At 46.8% G+C, this 17,938-nt stretch carries 17 protein-coding genes; 13 read left to right on the top strand and 4 right to left on the bottom strand.

The genetic code is table 11. The annotated features are described in order from the left end of the window. The first annotated feature begins 75 nt into the window (after nucleotides 1-75). On the top strand, nucleotides 76-333 hold the full coding sequence (locus tag HPY27_RS09550) for a hypothetical protein (RefSeq protein WP_017247823.1): 258 nt from the start codon (nucleotides 76-78) through the stop codon (nucleotides 331-333). 23 nt (nucleotides 334-356) lie between these two features. Here HPY27_RS09550 and uvsE read toward each other — a convergent pair whose 3' ends face one another. After that, nucleotides 357-1,283 (bottom strand): UV DNA damage repair endonuclease UvsE, encoded by a 927-nt coding sequence (gene uvsE, locus HPY27_RS09545; RefSeq protein WP_017247824.1) that lies wholly within the window; start codon nucleotides 1,281-1,283, stop codon nucleotides 357-359. Between the two features lie 190 nt (nucleotides 1,284-1,473). On the opposite strand from uvsE, the gene HPY27_RS09540 reads away from it, so the two are divergent. The 9 genes from HPY27_RS09540 to HPY27_RS09500 all read left to right on the top strand — a co-directional run bounded on the left by HPY27_RS09540 (nucleotide 1,474) and on the right by HPY27_RS09500 (nucleotide 10,743). Next, on the top strand, nucleotides 1,474-3,891 hold the full coding sequence (locus HPY27_RS09540; protein ID WP_174224847.1) for an EAL domain-containing protein: 2,418 nt from the start codon (nucleotides 1,474-1,476) through the stop codon (nucleotides 3,889-3,891). Between the two features lie 145 nt (nucleotides 3,892-4,036). Beyond that, nucleotides 4,037-4,186, top strand: coding sequence for a hypothetical protein (locus tag HPY27_RS09535; protein ID WP_017247826.1), 150 nt, complete (start codon nucleotides 4,037-4,039; stop codon nucleotides 4,184-4,186). A gap of 4 nt (nucleotides 4,187-4,190) precedes the next feature. Continuing rightward, entirely contained in the window at nucleotides 4,191-5,723 is a 1,533-nt protein-coding gene (locus HPY27_RS09530; RefSeq protein WP_017247827.1) for an amino acid permease, read from the top strand. Nucleotides 5,724-5,866: 143 nt separating this feature from the next. Continuing rightward, entirely contained in the window at nucleotides 5,867-6,328 is a 462-nt protein-coding gene (locus tag HPY27_RS09525; protein WP_174224846.1) for a hypothetical protein, read from the top strand. 276 nt (nucleotides 6,329-6,604) lie between these two features. Continuing rightward, on the top strand, nucleotides 6,605-7,780 hold the full coding sequence (locus tag HPY27_RS09520; protein WP_017247829.1) for an amidohydrolase: 1,176 nt from the start codon (nucleotides 6,605-6,607) through the stop codon (nucleotides 7,778-7,780). A 27-nt stretch (nucleotides 7,781-7,807) separates the two neighbouring features. After that, complete coding sequence (locus HPY27_RS09515; RefSeq protein ID WP_017247830.1) at nucleotides 7,808-8,638, top strand: DUF3100 domain-containing protein; 831 nt, start codon at nucleotides 7,808-7,810, stop codon at nucleotides 8,636-8,638. Beyond that, nucleotides 8,635-9,072 carry a hypothetical protein gene (locus tag HPY27_RS09510; RefSeq protein ID WP_017247831.1) on the top strand — a complete coding sequence of 146 codons (438 nt, stop codon included), beginning with the start codon at nucleotides 8,635-8,637 and terminating at the stop codon, nucleotides 9,070-9,072. Before HPY27_RS09515 ends, HPY27_RS09510 begins: the two co-directional genes overlap by 4 nt. 93 nt (nucleotides 9,073-9,165) lie before the next feature. After that, nucleotides 9,166-9,954, top strand: coding sequence for an ABC transporter ATP-binding protein (locus HPY27_RS09505; RefSeq protein WP_173624283.1), 789 nt, complete (start codon nucleotides 9,166-9,168; stop codon nucleotides 9,952-9,954). 99 nt (nucleotides 9,955-10,053) lie between these two features. Then, a complete protein-coding gene (locus HPY27_RS09500) occupies nucleotides 10,054-10,743 on the top strand; it encodes an MBL fold metallo-hydrolase (RefSeq protein ID WP_017247833.1) in 690 nt (229 codons plus the stop codon). A gap of 58 nt (nucleotides 10,744-10,801) precedes the next feature. Here HPY27_RS09500 and HPY27_RS09495 read toward each other — a convergent pair whose 3' ends face one another. The 3 genes from HPY27_RS09495 to HPY27_RS09485 all read right to left on the bottom strand — a co-directional run bounded on the left by HPY27_RS09495 (nucleotide 10,802) and on the right by HPY27_RS09485 (nucleotide 14,289). Continuing rightward, on the bottom strand, nucleotides 10,802-11,455 hold the full coding sequence (locus HPY27_RS09495; RefSeq protein ID WP_026043010.1) for a SurA N-terminal domain-containing protein: 654 nt from the start codon (nucleotides 11,453-11,455) through the stop codon (nucleotides 10,802-10,804). 108 nt (nucleotides 11,456-11,563) lie between these two features. Further along, complete coding sequence (locus HPY27_RS09490) at nucleotides 11,564-12,250, bottom strand: tetratricopeptide repeat protein (protein ID WP_048032371.1); 687 nt, start codon at nucleotides 12,248-12,250, stop codon at nucleotides 11,564-11,566. Nucleotides 12,251-12,330: 80 nt separating this feature from the next. Continuing rightward, complete coding sequence (locus HPY27_RS09485; RefSeq protein WP_174224845.1) at nucleotides 12,331-14,289, bottom strand: beta-propeller domain-containing protein; 1,959 nt, start codon at nucleotides 14,287-14,289, stop codon at nucleotides 12,331-12,333. Between the two features lie 182 nt (nucleotides 14,290-14,471). Here HPY27_RS09485 and HPY27_RS09480 point away from each other — a divergent pair, with 182 nt between their 5' ends. The 3 genes from HPY27_RS09480 to HPY27_RS09470 all read left to right on the top strand — a co-directional run bounded on the left by HPY27_RS09480 (nucleotide 14,472) and on the right by HPY27_RS09470 (nucleotide 17,891). Further along, nucleotides 14,472-16,007: a fumarate hydratase gene (locus HPY27_RS09480; protein ID WP_017247836.1), complete on the top strand. Its 1,536-nt coding sequence runs from the start codon at nucleotides 14,472-14,474 to the stop codon at nucleotides 16,005-16,007. 165 nt (nucleotides 16,008-16,172) lie between these two features. Next, complete coding sequence (locus tag HPY27_RS09475) at nucleotides 16,173-17,393, top strand: metal-dependent hydrolase family protein (protein WP_174224844.1); 1,221 nt, start codon at nucleotides 16,173-16,175, stop codon at nucleotides 17,391-17,393. 150 nt (nucleotides 17,394-17,543) lie between these two features. After that, nucleotides 17,544-17,891, top strand: a complete 348-nt coding sequence (locus tag HPY27_RS09470) for a LysM peptidoglycan-binding domain-containing protein (protein WP_017247838.1) — start codon at nucleotides 17,544-17,546, stop codon at nucleotides 17,889-17,891. Nucleotides 17,892-17,938: the final 47 nt, after the last annotated feature.

Raw genomic sequence — 17,938 nt, 5'->3', positions numbered from 1 at the left:
GAAGGGATCTGGAGCTGTACCTGTTTAAATTCCAGTTCCATATGGACCGGATGCAGTATTTCCACCACAAATGCGATGAGCATCGTGAAAATCGCCGCAAATACATGGAATACCGCAGACATTACAAACATCATGAACGGAGAATGCATCATTATCATGACCGTTGCCAATTATGGAATGACGGTAGCAGTTCCTTTGGTCGAGGCTCATCATCTTCGAGTGGCGGTAGCTCTTCCTCCGGATACAATTGCCGACAGAGAAGGGGTCATAGACGAGGGCGTGGGTGTGACTGCGGATGTTCATTTTGAACGCACGAGGAAGGACGCCAGCTAATTAAGCGGCGTCCTTTTCCATACTCAATTCGTAAATGCTTCAACAGCGACTCCTTTTTTCTTTAACTCGCGCCTTAAAGTAAGCAGGGCATCATCTTTGTTTTTGCATTCCAATATGATGTCCACATTGTAATCCGCCAGCGCACTGACAAATGTCAGGAACGCCTCGGGATCAATATCGTCTGCATGAGCGCGAAAGTCATTTGCTGACTTAGGCGAGGACATGTGCATCTTCGGTGTGCGCTCTCCCCAGGTTTGAATAATGCGTGGAAGGTATTCCGCCCAATCTTCGCCATCAGAATGGCAGTTGTGATGGTGAATATCGAGCACCATCGGCACACCGATCCGTTCGCACAGCTCCAGTACCTCGCGCATGGTAAAAGACATGTCATCGTTTTCCACGACTAAGCGACGTTTGACGTTTTCAGGAAGCAGCTCGAAGTTGGATGCAAAACGATCGAGAGAAGAGGCTTTGTCTTCGTATACTCCTCCCACGTGCGTCACCAAGACGGAATTATCGTCGAGCCCCAGTAAATCAAACACTTTTGCATGGTAGGAAAAATCGGCAATCGTCGATTCCAGCACAGAAGGCTTGTCGCTGTTCAATATGCTGTAATGTCCGGGATGAGCTGTCAAACGAATGCCATGATTGCGGATATATTTCCCTGCTTTTTGGAAGTCCCATGCGAATTCTTTTGCCCAATCCCATTCAGCTGCAACTGGATGAGTAGCGAGTGGAACAAATTCAGAAGGAAGTCGATACAAAAAGATATGATTTTCAACATTATAAGCAAGCAAATCCATTAAATTGAAAAAGTTTGCCTGCATAACTTGCCGCAGCTTTTTTAACCGAGCTTGGGGATCTAATTTATTTACTTGGGCAACCGTCGTTTTTTTGTTTGGATTGTTCTTCGTCTTTACACTGATGCAGGCATAGCCCATACGGATCAAGGAAATCTCCCTCCTTTGCAGCAGCATTCCTTTGTAGTATCTCCAAAAGGGGAACGTCGTCGGCTTCTTGCCAGAGAATTATAAAACGGATAAGATGGGAGAATGTCACAGGTACGCCAATTAACTTTCCGTGAAAGCGCGGACGTTCCTTGTGAGTAAACTTCGGTAGAGGTTTTTGAAGGAGAATGTAATGAATAGTCTTGACCAATCCTATAGTATGACTCTGGTTTTTCTCTCCTATTTTATTTCAGCAATGGCGTCATACACAGCATTAGATCTAGGCGCACGTCTCCATTTTGCAAAAGGCAGGGGACGTGTGTTTTGGTTATGTGCTGGAGCCGTCTCCATGGGGCTTGGTATTTGGGCTATGCATTTTGTTGCCATGCTTGCCTTGCATCTGCCGATTGCCGTCCAATATGATAACCTGATTGTATTTTTCTCGATTGTTTTGGCCGTTTTATCATCAGCGCTTACATTATGGATCGTGAGCGAGCAGTCCATGTCCAAAACGAGGGTAGTAACAGGATCGGTTGTCATTGGGTCTGGTATCGCCGGAATGCATTATACAGGGATGGCAGCGATGATGATGAACGCCATTATTCTGTACGATTGGCTATGGTTTACCATATCTATTTTCGTTGCCATCTTGGTTTCGATGGTTGCGTTGATTCTTACGTTTCAATTGCGTTCGGTGGACCCAGTAAAAGGTCTCTGGCGTAAAATTATTGCAGGGCTGTTGATGGGGGCAGCCATTACAGGTATGCATTACATTGGTATGTACGCCACCACATTCGTCGCTCACGAGCACATGACAATCGCAGTGATCTCGCATGATGATTCGGGCCTGATCGCTACTATGATTGGCATTGTCATCGTAATGATTCTGGTCGTGACATTGGCTTCTGTATACGTGGACAAGCAATTCGCAGGGAAGAGCTTGCGCGTGCTAGAAAGTGATCAACGCTATAAATCGCTATTTGATCACAATTACGACGGGGTGATCTTTTACTCGATCGATGGTAGCCAAAGCGTCATGAATCCTGCGGCAATGCGATTGACAAAGGAACGGAGCTTGCCTCTCGAAAAATTAATGAAGATGTGTGCTTCTAAAGATGCCGAGCTCATATCGACAAACTTTACAAATGCAGTGCAAGGTGAGGCGCACAACTACGAGATCACCTTGACCACGAGCGAGGGTCGTCAGCTTCATCTGAACATGACCCATACCCCCGTGTTTGTCGATCAGCAGATTACGGGTGTCTTTATGATTGTGAGAGACATTACCAATAAGAAAGAATACGAGACAAAAATCAATTATCTCGCTTTTCACGATTCGTTGACTGGTTTGCCGAATCGCCGTTTTGTCGAACAGCAACTGGATCAGGCGATCATGGAGGCACAAAAAAAGGATCAGCAAGTATACGTGTTGTTTCTGGATCTCGACCATTTCAAGCTGGTAAACGATTCCTTGGGGCATGATTTTGGTGACCTGTTACTTCAGGAAGCCTCCTTGCGTTTGCAGGATTGTGTGGGCAAAAAAGGAACGGTGAGCAGGCTTGGCGGAGACGAATTCATGGTGATTCTAACGGATGTCATGGAAAAAGAAGTTTCATCCATAGCGAATGAAATCAACCAAAGGATTGAACAGGCATTTTTTATCCATGGGCACGAGCTGTACATAACGACGAGTATCGGGATTTCTCGATATCCAGAAGATGGGCAAGACAGAGGTGTCTTGATGCGTAATGCAGATGCGGCAATGTATGCAGCCAAAGACAAAGGGAAGAACAGTTTCCACCTGTACGTACCGAATCTGGAACAAGCAGTGAATGACAAAATGAATATTCAAAATGAATTGAATCGCGCTTTGGCTAGGAAAGAATTTTTATTGCATTACCAGCCACAGGTATGTGCCAAATCAGGCGCAATCGTTGGTGTAGAAGCGTTGATTCGTTGGAATCATCCTGAACGAGGATTGCTTTTGCCAGACCAATTCATCTCTGTAGCAGAAGAAACCGGGTTGATCGTACCGATTGGAGAATGGGTGCTGCGGACGGCCTGCAAACAGAACAAACAATGGCAAGAGCAGGGACTCATGTCGCTTCGGGTAGCCGTTAATCTATCTGCGCGTCAATTTCTCAAACAAGACTTTACCCAGATGGTCGCTGAGATTCTACACCAGACAGGGTTGGCACCGGAATACTTGGAGCTGGAAATCACAGAAAGCAGCATGATCGACGTCCAACGCGCCACACAGGCATTGAAGGAACTGAAGCAATTAGGGGTGCACGTTGCGATTGACGATTTTGGAACGGGCTACAGTTCTCTCTACTATCTGAAAGAATTTCCGTTGAATCGTTTGAAAATAGATCGCTCGTTTGTGCGCGACATGATCGGACACCCTTCCAATCAGGCCATCGTATCCACGATTATTTCCATGGCGCATCATTTGCAACTGCGTGTGATCGCGGAAGGGGTCGAGACAAAGGAGGAGCTTGCGTTTTTGCAGGAGCATCTGTGTGAAGAAGTTCAAGGCTATTTATTCAGCAGACCGTTATCGAGTGAAGACGTAGCCTTTTATTTGCAAGCCCAAAAAGGCGCTAGTTAAACAAGAGGAGCAGCTCTCATGAGTTGCTCTTTTGTTTTGCATTTGCCAGCCAAATGAGGTGGTATAGCTGTCAAATTGGCACGTAAAATGTACTATTCCTGCTAACTTGTCAAGGAATTGCATCTAGGACGAAAGGAGGGAGAGAATGCTGGCTCTAGGTGTCGTCTTATTGCTGTTTACCATTGGAGTTGCGATTGCCATTGGGTATCGGGCAAACGAAAGCGTCCGGCAATTTGATGAAAGCGCGCATGAAAGCTTTATCGGTTCCCAAGCAGAGAAGGGAAGGGAGGGATAACGAAATGCGGCAGGAAAAAGAACAGCAATTACTCGAGGACAAGAGAGACCTGAACAAGTTTGGTTATGCGCAGGAATTACTGAGGGATATGGGTGGCTTTTCGAACTTTGCGATCTCATTTTCGATTATCTCTATTTTGACAGGTGCAGTATCCTTGTACGGGCACGGATTACTGTATGGCGGTTCTGGCATGATGGGCTTCGGATGGACCTTGGTAGCGTTATTTGTCATCCTGATTGCCGCATCGATGTCTGAACTCGCATCAGCGATCCCTACAGCTGGAGCGCTGTATCACTGGGCAGCCATTTTAGGTAGCAAACGGTGGGGGTGGTACACAGCGTGGATCAATCTCATTGGCCAAATCGGGATAGTCGCAGGTATTGACTATTCGTTCTCTTTGTTTGCGGACCCACTGCTAGCGAGTGCGTTTGGTTATACCTCAACAGAAACAACCACGTTAATCCTGTTCGGGATCACACTCCTTTTGCACGGTACGTTTAACCACATTGGAATTCGACTCGTGGCCCGGTTAAATGACTTCTCCGCTTGGTACCATATTGGCGTCGTCGTCATACTCGTCGGAAGTCTCGTCTTTTTTTCCCGTCATGATTTGCAACCGCTTGATTACCTCTTTCAGGTCGGTCAAACCTTTTCTGACAAGCCGTACGCGATTGCTTTTTTAATTGGGTTGTTACAAGCGCAGTGGACGTTTACTGGCTATGATGCATCTGCGCATACGATTGAAGAAACGATTAATCCGCGGGTTCGTGCTGCTTGGGGGATTTATACGTCTGTGGCCTTTTCCTTTATTTTTGGATTTATCATGCTTGCTTTTGTCACCTTATCCATCAAAAACGCAGCGGCTGCGAGTGAAGCGGAAAATGCATTTATTTACGTGATTAGCGAGGCATTAGGAGGTACATTTGGTTCAGTGGTGTTGTGGCTGGTTACCTTTGCGATGTGGTTCTGTGGCTTGGCGTCCATTACTTCCTTCTCGCGAATGTTGTATGCGTTTTCACGTGACAAAGGAATGCCGTGGAGCCACCAGTGGGCGGAAATATCGACCAAGTACAGAACGCCAGCAAAAGCAATTTGGCTGGTTATCATTCTTTCCTTTGCGCTTGCCTTGTTCGATTACATCGTGAAAAGCATCAATCCGAATACGACGTATACCACTTTGGCATTTCTTACGGCGGTAAGTGTCGTTGGGCTTTATGTCGCCTACGGAATCCCCTTGTACCTCAAGCTCCGGGCGGAATCGCGAGGACTATTTCAACGGAAGCATTACGGTCCCTGGCATTTGGGGAACTGGAGTAAACCCATTAATGTGCTGAGCTTGATTTGGATCCTCTTCATCTCGATTATGATGGTGATTCCACCCAATCAAACAGCTGGGTATGCCTTGATAGCCATGTTTTTGGTGCTTCTGATCATGGATTTGGCTTATTACCGGAAGCATTTCAAAGGCCCGCAAGCTGCGCTGGGCAATTCGGAGGAAGACATTAAACGTCAGGAAGCGAAATTTCGGGACTCCTAATGGAAAAGAAGTTGGCAGAGCCTCCCTTATGTCAGTATTGGCATAAGGGCTTTTTTTCGTAGAAGGTGATTTTGCATAACGAATGGCAGAGGACGAAAAGCTAACAGTAGGAAGGAAATAGAAATACATATGGGAGGAACGCGATGAAAAGAATGAGATGGGTGTTGCTTGCAATGGGAATCGCGCTGATGGCTCACGCAACGACGAGTTTGGTTCCACAGGTGAGTGGGTATGGCGGATATGTGCGTGAAGGAAATACCTCGAATCGGTATGAAGTCGCGGGTATTACAAATGCAGGCGCATTCGAATCCTTTTATGGAAAACTTCAAGAGGCGGTCAAAAAAAATGACAAGACAGAAGTAGCCAAGCATATCAGGTATCCACTGCGTGTGAACGAAGACGGAAAAAGCCATTTTATCCGAGATGAACAGCAATTTTTGGAAGAGTATGATCGAATCATGACGGGGAAGGTAAAGGAAGCGTTTTTACAGCAAAAGGTAACAGATACGTTTGTCAATGATCAAGGCGTGATGGTAGGGAATGGAGAAATGTGGCTGGGACAATTTTCGAATCGCTTTGTCGTTTTTGCAGTAAATGTAGAATAGGACAAGGGCTTTTCTCTAGAAAAGCTCCCACTCTAGCAGAGCAAATGTTTTTATTGTTACAAATAGTATATTTTACATGGACATTATCGGTGGAAAATTCTAAAATAACAAATAAATAGACAGTTACAGATGTAGATTCGACAGCTTTGTCCTTGTGGAATGGACATTTGTTATTTTCATCGTTCCGTGATAGAATTCACAAAACGATATTTTTTTTAGTTAAACTTAACTGATTCGGAAGATTTTGAGGAAGAAAGCAGAAAAAGGAGTGATCGTGTGAGTTTGGAAACGAAGAAATGGGCGGATGAAGTAGCTGAGCAGGTAGTCTCATGGCGAAGATATCTCCATCAGCATCCAGAATTGTCGTTTGAAGAGGAGAAGACGTCTCAATTTATTTACGAAACGTTGGAATCTTTCGGGAATTTAGAGCTTTCGCGGCCAACTAAAACGAGTGTCGTCGCTCGACTGATCGGATCACAGCCAGGAAAAGTTCTTGGCATTCGTGCTGACATTGATGCGCTCCCCATCCATGAAGAAAATGATGTGCCATATGCATCAGGAAAAGCTGGCGTGATGCACGCGTGCGGACATGACGGTCATACAGCGATGCTGTTGGGAGCCGCAAAAATTTTGTCCCAGTACAAGGATCAAATTAAAGGCGAGGTTCGTTTCTTCTTCCAGCATGCCGAGGAGCTGCCGCCAGGTGGTGCTGCTGAAATCGTAAGAGCTGGTGCAGCAGACGGACTGGATTCGATTATCGGCATTCATTTGGCATCGTACATGCCTGTCGGGAAATTCGGTGTACTTTACGGGGCACTTACTTCATCGACAGATCGCTTCGATATCAAGATTCAAGGCAAAGGCGGGCACTCCTCGCAACCGGAAGCATCGGTTGACCCGATCGTCATTGGGGCACAGGTTATTACTGGCCTGCAACAAATTGTATCCCGCAATGTCAGTGCGTTGGACAAGGTCGTTATTTCGGTGACGATGCTGAATGCAGGGACAGCTTATAACATCATTCCGGATTCGATGACACTGACAGGCTCCACGCGATGTTTCGATGCGGAGATTCGCAAAAATATTCCGATGTGGATTGAACGAATTGTCAAAGGAATTACGGAAGCGCATGGCGCAAGTTATGAATTGACGTTCTCACATGGCTACACATCGGTTGTCAACGACAAGCAGGTGACGAAGCTGATGGAGGATACGATCCGCGAGCGTTGGGGAGAAGAAGAGATTATTTACATTGATCCTTTGATGCCGGGTGAAGATTTCTCTGAGTATTTGAAAAAAGCTCCAGGCTGTTTTATTCAATTGGGTGCTGGCAATCCAGACAAAGGCTTTACGTATCCGCACCATCATCCACGTTTTGATTTTGATGAGGATGCAATGGTACGCGGCGTAGAATTGTTTGTTCGGGCAGCTCAAAAAGTCGTCATGGAGTAGAGCAAGATAGAGTGAGGGGGATGTTGTATGGCAGAGGGACGCGTCAATGAGTACAAGCTGCATTTTATCGTACTTGTTCTCGTCGCATTGACAGAATTTATCGGGACAAAGAAAATCAGTATTGGCATCGGGGTTATCGCTCTGTTTCCGATGCTCTACGCCCTTGTTTTAGGCGGGGCAATCAGCTGGCCAAAGTTTAAATTTTTGAGCGAAAAAGAAATGAACGTCGCAGCCAATATTTTGGGTGTTTCGTTCTTGATCTTTATTGCGAAGCTGGGAGCCAATATCGGTCCTGAGCTGCCTAAGCTACTTGGTTCTGGTGTATCTTTGATTGTTCAAGAGATGGGACACATTGTAGGGACAATCGCATTTGGTTTGCCAGTCGCATTGTGGCTGGGTCTGAAGCGTGAAGCAATTGGGGCTACTTATTCTCTCGACCGTGAGCCAAACTTGGCGATTATCGTAGAAAAGTTTGGAGCAAACTCTGCCGAAGCTCGCGGCGCGCTGGGCGTATATATTTGCGGAACCTTGTTTGGTGCCATTTATATGTCAATTCTTGCAAGTATTTTAGGAAGCAGTGGGTTGTTTCACCCGATTTCTCTGGCGATGGGAGCCGCGGTTGGTTCCGGTAGTATGATGGCAGCAGCAACAGGCTCATTGGCTGTCATTTTCCCAGAAGCGCAAAAAGACATTGCCTTTTATTCTGGAGCGGCAAACTTGATGATGAGTATCGTCGGAACGTACGTATGTATCTTCTTCTCCTTGCCGGTCACACAAAAGCTGTACGCATGGCTTGAGCCTATTATTGGGCGCAAAGGTGCTTCTTCTGCAGCAGAAGGGGGGAGAAAAAGCGCATGAATCAAATCTTGACGATTTTTATCATTGGCTTCATTGCACTCATCGGTAACTGGATCGGTTATAAAGTACCATTCATGGAATCTTTGCCAGGTATTTTGCTCTTGGCGGTCATTACGTTAATCGGAATGGGCTTCACTCGCATTCTACCGTTCAAATCTCCCGTCATTGTATGGATCTCTTTGTTTGCGATGCTTGCGACATCCCCGTTTTTTCCAGGGAACGAATATACGGCTGCTGCGATTGCCAAGATCAATCTGCTCGCATTGGCCACGCCGATTCTCGCGTATGCAGGTCTATCACTCGGAAAAGACGTTCATCTATTCAAACAGCTTAGCTGGCGTATCGTAGTCGTGTCTCTCGTCGTCTTTACCGGCACGTTCCTCTTCGCTACGCTGTTTGCGGAGATTGTATTTAAGTTTCAAGGCAAATTTTAACGAAACTGTTTTTGTGTTAGGGCCTCCGTGTGCTTCCATATGCCATGGAGGTTCTTTTCACATACAACTGTGAGAGTCAGGAGTGGAGAGAGCATGATCATTGATGTGAGAAAGGTTACCTGGCAAAGGGATGAAACAACGATTCTGCGAGACATTGCCTGGCAAGTGCAAGACAAGGAGCATTGGTGTTTGGTCGGTTTAAACGGCTCTGGTAAAACCAGTCTGTTGAATATCATTTGTGGCTATGTGTGGCCGACAAAGGGAGAGGTCAGTGTATTAGGCAATCTTTACGGAACAGTCGACTTACGCGAGGTGCGCAAATCAATCGGCTGGGTAAGCACAGCACTGATGGCACAGCTTCACGAGCATGAAACCGCACTCCGTGTCGTCTTGAGTGGACGAGAAGCAACCATCGGCTTGTATTCCGTTCCAGAGGAGGCAGACGTAGAGAAAGCGTCGGATTTACTCGATACTTTTGGATGCCGTGCATTAAAAAACAGACGTTTTGCGGCTTTATCGCAAGGGGAGAGACAAAAAATACTGATTGCTCGTGCATTGATGGCTTCCCCTCGATTACTCATCCTAGACGAGCCTTGCACTGGACTGGACTTGCTTTCAAGAGAACAGCTGTTGGCCATGATCGAACAAATCGCCAAACAGCCAAACGGACCAACTCTCATTTATGTCACCCATCACATCGAAGAAATTTTGCCTTGCTTCACGCATACCTTGCTGCTAAAAGCGGGAGAAGTAGACCAGGCTGGAACAACAGATGAGGTCCTGACGGCAGAGCGTCTGACAAGCTTTTTCGGTGTACCTGTTCACATTCAACGCTCGCAAGGAAGATCTTGGGTAAGCTTAGGGGAAGAGGCGACAGTCTGATTGTGTCGGATAAGTTTGGGCACGAATCAGCACGGTTGTGCATGATTGTGTATAATAGCAATAAGAAATTGTATCTGGGAGGAGAGGAGAGATGGAGGCATGAACAATGTGATTGCACCAATCACAGACTCCACCTGGGCGATCATCACCTATGAGGAAGCGTGGAATAGCTTCGTAAACAGCTATGTGATCAAACAAGGGAATGCCTTTGTATTGATTGATTCTCACCAGCGCAAGCAACGCTCTTATTTTCAACAGGCGTTGGAAGAGATCGGGGTCAAGCCAGAGCGAACGGAATATGTCTACTTCACTCATCGACATGCTGATCATATTGGAAATGCCGATATGTTCCCTTCTCGAAACAATTGGATTCACCTCGACGATTATTACGGACTGGACGATTTTTCACAGACGCTATTCGGCCATACGTTTACAGGTAGTGGGGGAGATCTGCCTTCCCTGCGTTTCCGACAGCTTTCTTTTCATACAGAAGGCTCTGTTGCCTTCTTTGATCCCCAGACGAAAATTTGCTTTGTTGGCGATCATTTGTGCTTTGAAAACACAGAACTCGGTCAAATCGTTGGCGGAGAAGTGGACTGTCGGACAGCTTATCAAGAACACTTGAAGCAATGGGTAGCACGTGAACCAGAGCGAGCGGCGGAGTTTACGGAGGGCTTGGAGATTTTGCAGGATTGGCCCATTGAGTATTTAGCCACTGGTCATGGCCCCATTCTTCAAGGCGAAATTAAGGTGTTTTTGCAGGAACTCATTGCCATTGCACGTAGGTAATATGGACAAAAAAGACTTGTGCGCCTCAACAGGCTGACACAAGTCTTTTTTGTCCGATTTATTTTGAAGCAGGAAGTTCTGCTTTGTCCGTTTCTTTCTCTGTATCCTCTACTTTTTCAAATGCTTTGTCCAAAATTTGAACATTATGCTTTTTCTTCAATTCCTTGATCCACGTGCTCATGTTGGAGCGTTTGTTTTTATCTTTGACTTTCTCCGTTACCTTTGGACGTACTTCTTCCAACGTACCTTCGAGCTTTTCTTTGTTTTTCTCATAGTATTCCTTGATTTGCTCTTCCGTGATCGGGTAAGCTTTCTCGAACATCTTGTCCCTTAACAGGATCAAACGTGATCTCTCACGCAATTCATCTTCGGTAATTTCTTCTTCAGTCAAATACTCTTGGAATTTCTCAGGCCCCATTTTTTCTTTGATTGGGTTAATTTTTGCGTCCAGTTCCTGATCACTTACCGTGACTCCCTGTGCAACCGCTTCTTGTTTATATACTTCCTTTATGATGAGATCAGACATCACGCGTTTCCCAGCTTCTTTTTTCATAGCCTCGTATACTTGATCTTTAGAAATAGAGACTGTTCCTACTTTAGCCAGTGCCTCTGTAGAGGAAGAAGCAGAATCTTTTCCAGGTGTACAGCCCGCTACAGCGAGACCGAGTACAAGTGCTGAGACAGCAAGTATAGATACATTGAATTTTTTCATTAAAAATACCTCACTTTCATGATAGTTCTACGACTGTGCATAGAGCAGCGTTACGGGGACAGGAAAATAAAAACCGCACACATAAAGCAATGTGCGGTCGTCAATCGATTAGCTGGCTTGTGTAGAGGCTTTTTTCCACTCTTCCAAGCGTTTTTCCAGTACGGTGTGATTCAGATGCAACAGACTGGCTGATTTGTCCATCAATTGCTTGAGATGGGAAAGGGCTCGCTCGTAATTTCCTTTGGCAGCTTCAATCTCTGCCAAGCAGAAGAGCTTCCAGTCTTTTGCCGATCGTTTGCTTGCGATCAGCTGGTAAGCTTCTATCGCACTCTCTACTTCACCCAGGCGGGCGTGTGAACAGGCAATAAGAGCTAAGGAATCAGTCATTCCCTGATCACGCTGGTAAATACGAAACGCCACTTCCAATGATTCGTTGTATCGTTCGGATGAATAGTAAACGATCGCCAGGTTGTAAAACAAGTAGTGAATCATCGCTTGATTGAATAACGTTGGTCGTTCTTTGCAAACGTTGATTCCTTGAACGATATATTTTTCGGCCATTTCATAATTGCCAAGCATGATCTCATGTGTTGATTTATCCAGCATAGCGACAGCACGGGAACGGTTCTTCCGATAGGAAGCCTCCAGCCAGCGCAATCGAATATTCAAACGGCGTTTGAATAGATTGGCCATGTACTGAAAGCGGAAGGGCCAGTGCAGGCGAATAAACATAACCAACAGCACAGCCGCAATCCCTGCCAGCGTTGATGTCAAATTAAAACTCAAATACTCCACGTAGTGACACCCTCTCTATTTACGCTGCATCTATTACCCCATCTTAGCACAGAACCTGTCCGCATGACAGAGCATTACCGCTATTTCGTCAATGGCAAGATATTCTCTTTTTTGGGGGTAGAGAGCTGCTGTGTTTTGACGTAATCGTCAGAAACGGTATAGAGTGTGTCGCCAATCGTGAGTATCCGTTTAATGTTACTGGAGCTGTCGTACCAGCCTTCGCCTGCTTTCGCGACATCTTCCTTCGACAGATGGGTGATCTGATCTGTCAGTTGAAATCCTTTTTGCAGATCGAGCTGATATACATAGGCACCTTGGAAAGTAAAGTGGCCATACTCGCGCATATCGTTTTTGGCTTTTTGTTCAGCTGTCCGTTCGTGGACGGATACAGGAAAAGCTAGCAGATTTTTTTCTTTGGAGAACAGCAGAGCCTTGTGATTGCGCAATAGCTCGGAGTCTGTTCCTCTGTCCCCGATAACAGTCTTGAACTTTTCCTTCGGTTTCGTTACATCACTGACGTCAAAGAGGGCAATTTTCATCCCTTGGTAGTACGCCCAGTCTTTATCAGATTCTGCTTCTTTGCCAAAACCGATGATATGGTTTTCATCATACGGGTGTAAATAGTCGCTGTAACCTGGAATTTTGAGGGCACCTAGTACGCTTGGAGCAGAAGGCTTCTTCAGATCGAGAACAAACAGCGGGTCGACTTTTTTGAAGGTCACCATGTAGGCACGATCTCCCATGAAACGGACAGAGTAAATGCGTTCTCCTGGAGCGATGCCTTCCAGCTTGCCAAATACCTCGAGTTTGTTGTCGAGAACATACAAGTTGTTTTTTGACGTAAGCTCATCGTCTCGCCACATGTTCCCGCTCGTGGTGGCGATTCGGAAATAACCGTCGTTTTCATCCATAGAAAACTGGTTCAGAATGCGTCCAGGCACCGACCCTTTTCCCGTATACCGAATGTCTCCCTTGTTCATGGCAAAACGATAAATGGTTGTATCAGACTCGATGGGAGGTGCAATCAAAGGAGTTGTCGCTCCTTTTTGCTTAACCGCTACTGGCTGAGCACTGTTCTGGGTGACGGCTACATATAGATTTTTGGTGGATGCATAGATGTTCTCGCCAGCACCAAGATACGTATTCAATGACATCTTTTGTTTTGCATCATCCAGATTCACGCCGGCGACGATCAAATACTCTGGACGAAAGTGATCCGGGAAGTAACGAATCTCGCTGTAGGGAATGGTTTGGTATTGGTTATGATGGACGCTGTCTTTATACGTTGGACCTGGCACTTCTGCTTTCTCTTGCATAATACGATACGTATCCATGTAATGGTTGGCTGTCACGTACAAGCTCGCGCCGATTTTGCGGGACGACATGTACTGGCCTTCTAGCTCCAGTTGACGAATGAGCCGAGGCTGTTTTTTGTCCGTAATATCGTAGATCATGGTTTTCACGGATTGCATTCCTTGGTATCGGGGGATGCCTCTTTTGGAAGCAGGACCTGGAGGATAGGAGATGGTCTCATCCGCTTGCCCGATTACGATGAGTCTACGATCGTCTACGTACATTTCTTGTGGTACGAATTTTCCATTGTCATAGCTGATACGGCTTGCGACCTTCATCTCGGTGGCTGGATACGCTTTGATGATGCGTACTTCATTTTGCGTAGATTGATAAAGATAAGTTCCATCTGACTTTACGATATCTGCTTCATCGACGCCCTGCACTTGTGTGTTCGTTGTGGAAAAATCACCGCGAACAGCGCCACTGGAAGTGTCCGCTACTTTGTTGGCTGTGCTAGGTGCTGCTACTGGCATAGCGGCAGTCGTTTCCATGGTGGCGTAATGGTAGCTGTCCAGGTCTGATGACTGGATGAGCTTTTTTAGCTCCGCATAGGAACCGACTACTGGCAACTCTTCTGTAGATGCGGCTTGAACGGTTGGCTCCGCTACTGTACCTGTTGCGAACAGGAAGGGTATAGCGGTCACCACCATCATGGAGGCGAGAAGCCCGGCAAATGTTCTTTTCATTTTGATCCCCCTCATATCTGCTTCTTGCCAAAATTTGTTGTCGGTAATAAGACGAAGCACGATTACGGAATGTTTCACGCACTCTTTGGACAGCAATCTACGGACAGGTGGGGGAGCGTGTGCTATAATAATAGGCGGTTTATGCTACCATTTACACCACTACGTCAAAAGGGGCGTCATAGATGGAAAACTTGAAGCAAAGCATTCTGGAACTCATCACGGATACTTCTACGAATCTACCACCAGACGTGCGTCGTGCCGTCAATGCAGCTAAAGTGAAAGAGGATCTTGGCACTCGTGCAGCGCTGTCTTTGTCTACGATTGCGGAAAACGTCGTCATGGCAGAAGAAAATGTTTCTCCGATCTGTCAAGATACGGGGATGCCAACTTTCGAAGTAAAAACTCCGGTTGGAGTAAACCAGCTGATCATTAAACAAGCCATCAAAGAAATGATTGCAGAAGCAACCAAAACAGGTAAGCTGCGTTCCAACTCCGTAGATTCCTTGACGGGTGAAAATACAGGGGACAACCTCGGACCAGGTACTCCTGTCATTCACTTCGAGCAATGGGAAGAGGATGAAATCGAAATCAAGCTGATTCTCAAAGGCGGCGGCTGTGAGAACAAGAACATCCAATACTCCCTGCCCTGTGAACTCGAAGGCCTGGGCAAAGTGGGCCGCAACCTGGATGGTATTCGCAAGTGCATTTTGCACGCAGTATACCAAGCACAAGGACAAGGCTGTAGTGCCGGCTTCATCGGCGTAGGAATCGGTGGCGATCGCACCTCCGGTTATGCACTGGCAAAGCATCAATTGTTCCGCAAAGTAGAAGATGTCAATCCAAACGCTGATTTGGCTGCATTGGAAGACTACATCATGGAAACCGCAAACCAACTAGGAATCGGAACGATGGGCTTTGGTGGAAACGCGACTCTGCTCGGCTGTAAAATCGGCGTGGAAAACCGCCTGCCAGCAAGCTTCTTCGTATCCGTTGCCTACAACTGCTGGGCCTTCCGCCGTCAAGGTGTTCGCCTGAACCCGGAGACTGGCGAAATCCTTCGTTATCTGTATAAAGATGAAGAAGTGGCGATGGACTTGACGCCAGTAGCAGCTGCGGACAAAACAGACGATGAGCCTCGTGAAGTTGTTCTGCAAGCGCCGATCACGGAAGAACAAATCCGCAGCCTGAAAGTGGGCGATGTGGTTATCATCAACGGAGAAATGCACACAGGACGCGACGCGCTGCACAGCTACCTGATGGATCATGACTGTCCAGTGGACCTGAATGGTGGCATCATCTACCATTGCGGTCCAGTTATGATGAAGGATCATGAGGGTGAGTGGCATGTAAAAGCGGCTGGTCCGACGACTTCCATCCGTGAGGAGCCTTACCAAGGCGAAATCATCAAGAAATTCGGAATCCGCGCCGTTATCGGAAAAGGCGGAATGGGTGCAAAAACACTGAAAGCATTGAATGAGCATGGTGCTGTTTACCTCAATGCAATTGGTGGGGCAGCACAATACTACGCACGCTGCATCAAAAAAGTAAACGGTGTTGACTTCATGGAATTCGGTATTCCAGAAGCAATGTGGCACTTGAATGTAAAAGGCTTCGCGGCAATCGTAACGATGGATGCGCATGGCAACAGCTTGCATGCGGATGTCGAGAAAACGTCTGCAGAGAGACTGGCTCAATTTGCTGCACCTGTATTTAAATAAGGGATAAAAGGAAAACCTCTGGCGCACTTCTGTGTAGCCGGAGGTTTTTTTATTTTTTACAAGGCCAAGAAACAAGGAGGAAAAGGTTGGATGCATGATGAACTTTCGAGGGACTAACCAGGATTGCGGACAGATGGATTTTCATTTTTGACAGGGGGGACAGAAATGAAATGGTTGATTGCTGATCGCGTTATTATCGGAGATGGAGAGCATGTAATCGAACAAGGCGTTGTTGGGATTGATGAGCGAGGAAAAATTGTCGCAGTGGGGACAGAATCAGAGCTTACGGATTCCATTTCGGAAGGAGAGGTAAAGCGGTACAGCGGATGCTCCATTTTGCCAGGCTTAATCGATTTACATGTTCATATCGGGTATTGGTGGAGTAAACCAGACTCCGCTGAGTATCGCAACAACGATGGACTGGTGGCTTTACTTGCGACAGCGAACTTGAAAGAGGCACTTTCCTTGGGGGTTACGACGATCCGCGATGTAGCAGCACCAGATGGATTGTGCAGTACGCTGAAGTTGGCGGCCAAGAACAAATTCATTGTTTCCCCTCGTCTTTTTCAGGTCAACCAAGGGATTATTATGACCGGGGGGCACGGTTGGCAATTAGAGGGTGCCTTGCGAGAAGCAAATGGTCCGTGGGAAGTGCGGACAGCCGTGCGTGAACAAGTGAGAGCAGGAGCCGACTGGATCAAGCTCATGACGAGTCACCGTACACCAACGCCGGAGTTCACGCAAGAGGAGCTGGATGCGGCGGTTGATGAATCGCATCGTTTGGGACGGAAATGCTGTGTGCATGCCTCGATCCAACCTGCGATCCAGATGGCGATTGATGCGGGATTTGATACGATCGAGCATGCGACGTTTATGACCGTCGAACAGGCAGAACAGATGAAAGAAAAAGGACTGGTATGGGTACCGACCATGGTCACCTTTTTCCAGATTGCTGATTATTACAAACATATTTGGAATGAGCAACAACAGGCGAATCAAGGCATATTGAGCGAAGGGCTTATCGAGCAGGGAGCCTTTTTCATCGAATCGGAAAAGGCGTACCGGGAAAACTTCGTACAATTGATAAATACTGGCGTAAAGATCGCTACGGGTACGGATATCGTATTGGAAGGCTATCCGATTACCCCTGTGGCAGAAGAGATCAAGCTGATGGTGGAGCTGGGAATGGAGCCAATTCGTGCGATCCAGGCTGCTACCCAAAACGCTGCTGAGGTGCTGGACCAAGGGAACAAGATCGGTACGTTAGCGCCAGGTTATTTTGCAGATTTGCTTGTGGTAAAAGGGGATCCACTACAAGAGATTGAGGTATTGAAGCAAGTGGAAGAAGTGTTTCTTGAGGGTGTGACTGTCTATTCCAAGTGTTGATGGGACTGAGCCTTGTTCTTTCAGGTTTGTAACGGCGTTTGTACTGGGTGTTTGACTATTCTTTGCGAAAATGGGTATTGGTTTATTGCGCGTGTACCAGGGCGGGCATAGGTTAATAACGAATGATCACAGAAAAAAGGAGTGAGATTCGTGAACTATGTAGTCCGTTCGGGGGATACGTTAAACAGTATTGCGGCTCGTTTTGGTGTATCTGTTCAGGAATTGATCCGCGTGAATAATATCGCCTATCCCTACTACATTTACGTTGGTCAAAATTTGTATATCCCGATTACTCCGACTCCGACACCAGCTCCTGGTGGGGATGTCGAGCGTCGTTTGAATCGACTGGAGAATCGAGTAGATGCGCTTCGCGAAGATTTTCGCAGGCTGGATAATCGAGTAGATCGGTTGGAGAACCGTGTCACTCGTCTAGAGCGGGCCATTACGCCGACACAACCTCCGCGCCCACGTCCGACCGGCACGCCTCGCCCACGCTAAGCAGCCGGATAGAGGGCCGAATAATTTTCCACACATCGCTATTTCCT

Source organism: Brevibacillus sp. HB1.1, from assembly GCF_013332445.1.
GTDB lineage: Bacteria > Bacillota > Bacilli > Brevibacillales > Brevibacillaceae > Brevibacillus > Brevibacillus porteri.
Note: the sequence above shows the minus strand (reverse complement) of the source record. Positions and strands in the feature narration are given on the sequence as shown.

Bases quoted from the DNA above. Each gene is read 5' to 3' on its own strand.
- HPY27_RS09475 (WP_174224844.1), top strand. From the start codon at position 16,173: ATGAAATGGTTGATTGCTGATCGCGTTATTATCGGAGATGGAGAGCAT.
- HPY27_RS09510 (WP_017247831.1), top strand. From the start codon at position 8,635: ATGAATCAAATCTTGACGATTTTTATCATTGGCTTCATTGCACTCATC.
- HPY27_RS09495 (WP_026043010.1), bottom strand. From the start codon at position 11,455: ATGAAAAAATTCAATGTATCTATACTTGCTGTCTCAGCACTTGTACTC.
- HPY27_RS09485 (WP_174224845.1), bottom strand. From the start codon at position 14,289: ATGAAAAGAACATTTGCCGGGCTTCTCGCCTCCATGATGGTGGTGACC.
- HPY27_RS09480 (WP_017247836.1), top strand. From the start codon at position 14,472: ATGGAAAACTTGAAGCAAAGCATTCTGGAACTCATCACGGATACTTCT.
- HPY27_RS09535 (WP_017247826.1), top strand. From the start codon at position 4,037: ATGCTGGCTCTAGGTGTCGTCTTATTGCTGTTTACCATTGGAGTTGCG.
- HPY27_RS09530 (WP_017247827.1), top strand. From the start codon at position 4,191: ATGCGGCAGGAAAAAGAACAGCAATTACTCGAGGACAAGAGAGACCTG.
- HPY27_RS09550 (WP_017247823.1), top strand. From the start codon at position 76: ATGAGCATCGTGAAAATCGCCGCAAATACATGGAATACCGCAGACATT.
- HPY27_RS09525 (WP_174224846.1), top strand. From the start codon at position 5,867: ATGAAAAGAATGAGATGGGTGTTGCTTGCAATGGGAATCGCGCTGATG.
- HPY27_RS09500 (WP_017247833.1), top strand. From the start codon at position 10,054: ATGAACAATGTGATTGCACCAATCACAGACTCCACCTGGGCGATCATC.
- HPY27_RS09515 (WP_017247830.1), top strand. From the start codon at position 7,808: ATGGCAGAGGGACGCGTCAATGAGTACAAGCTGCATTTTATCGTACTT.
- HPY27_RS09505 (WP_173624283.1), top strand. From the start codon at position 9,166: ATGATCATTGATGTGAGAAAGGTTACCTGGCAAAGGGATGAAACAACG.
- HPY27_RS09540 (WP_174224847.1), top strand. From the start codon at position 1,474: ATGAATAGTCTTGACCAATCCTATAGTATGACTCTGGTTTTTCTCTCC.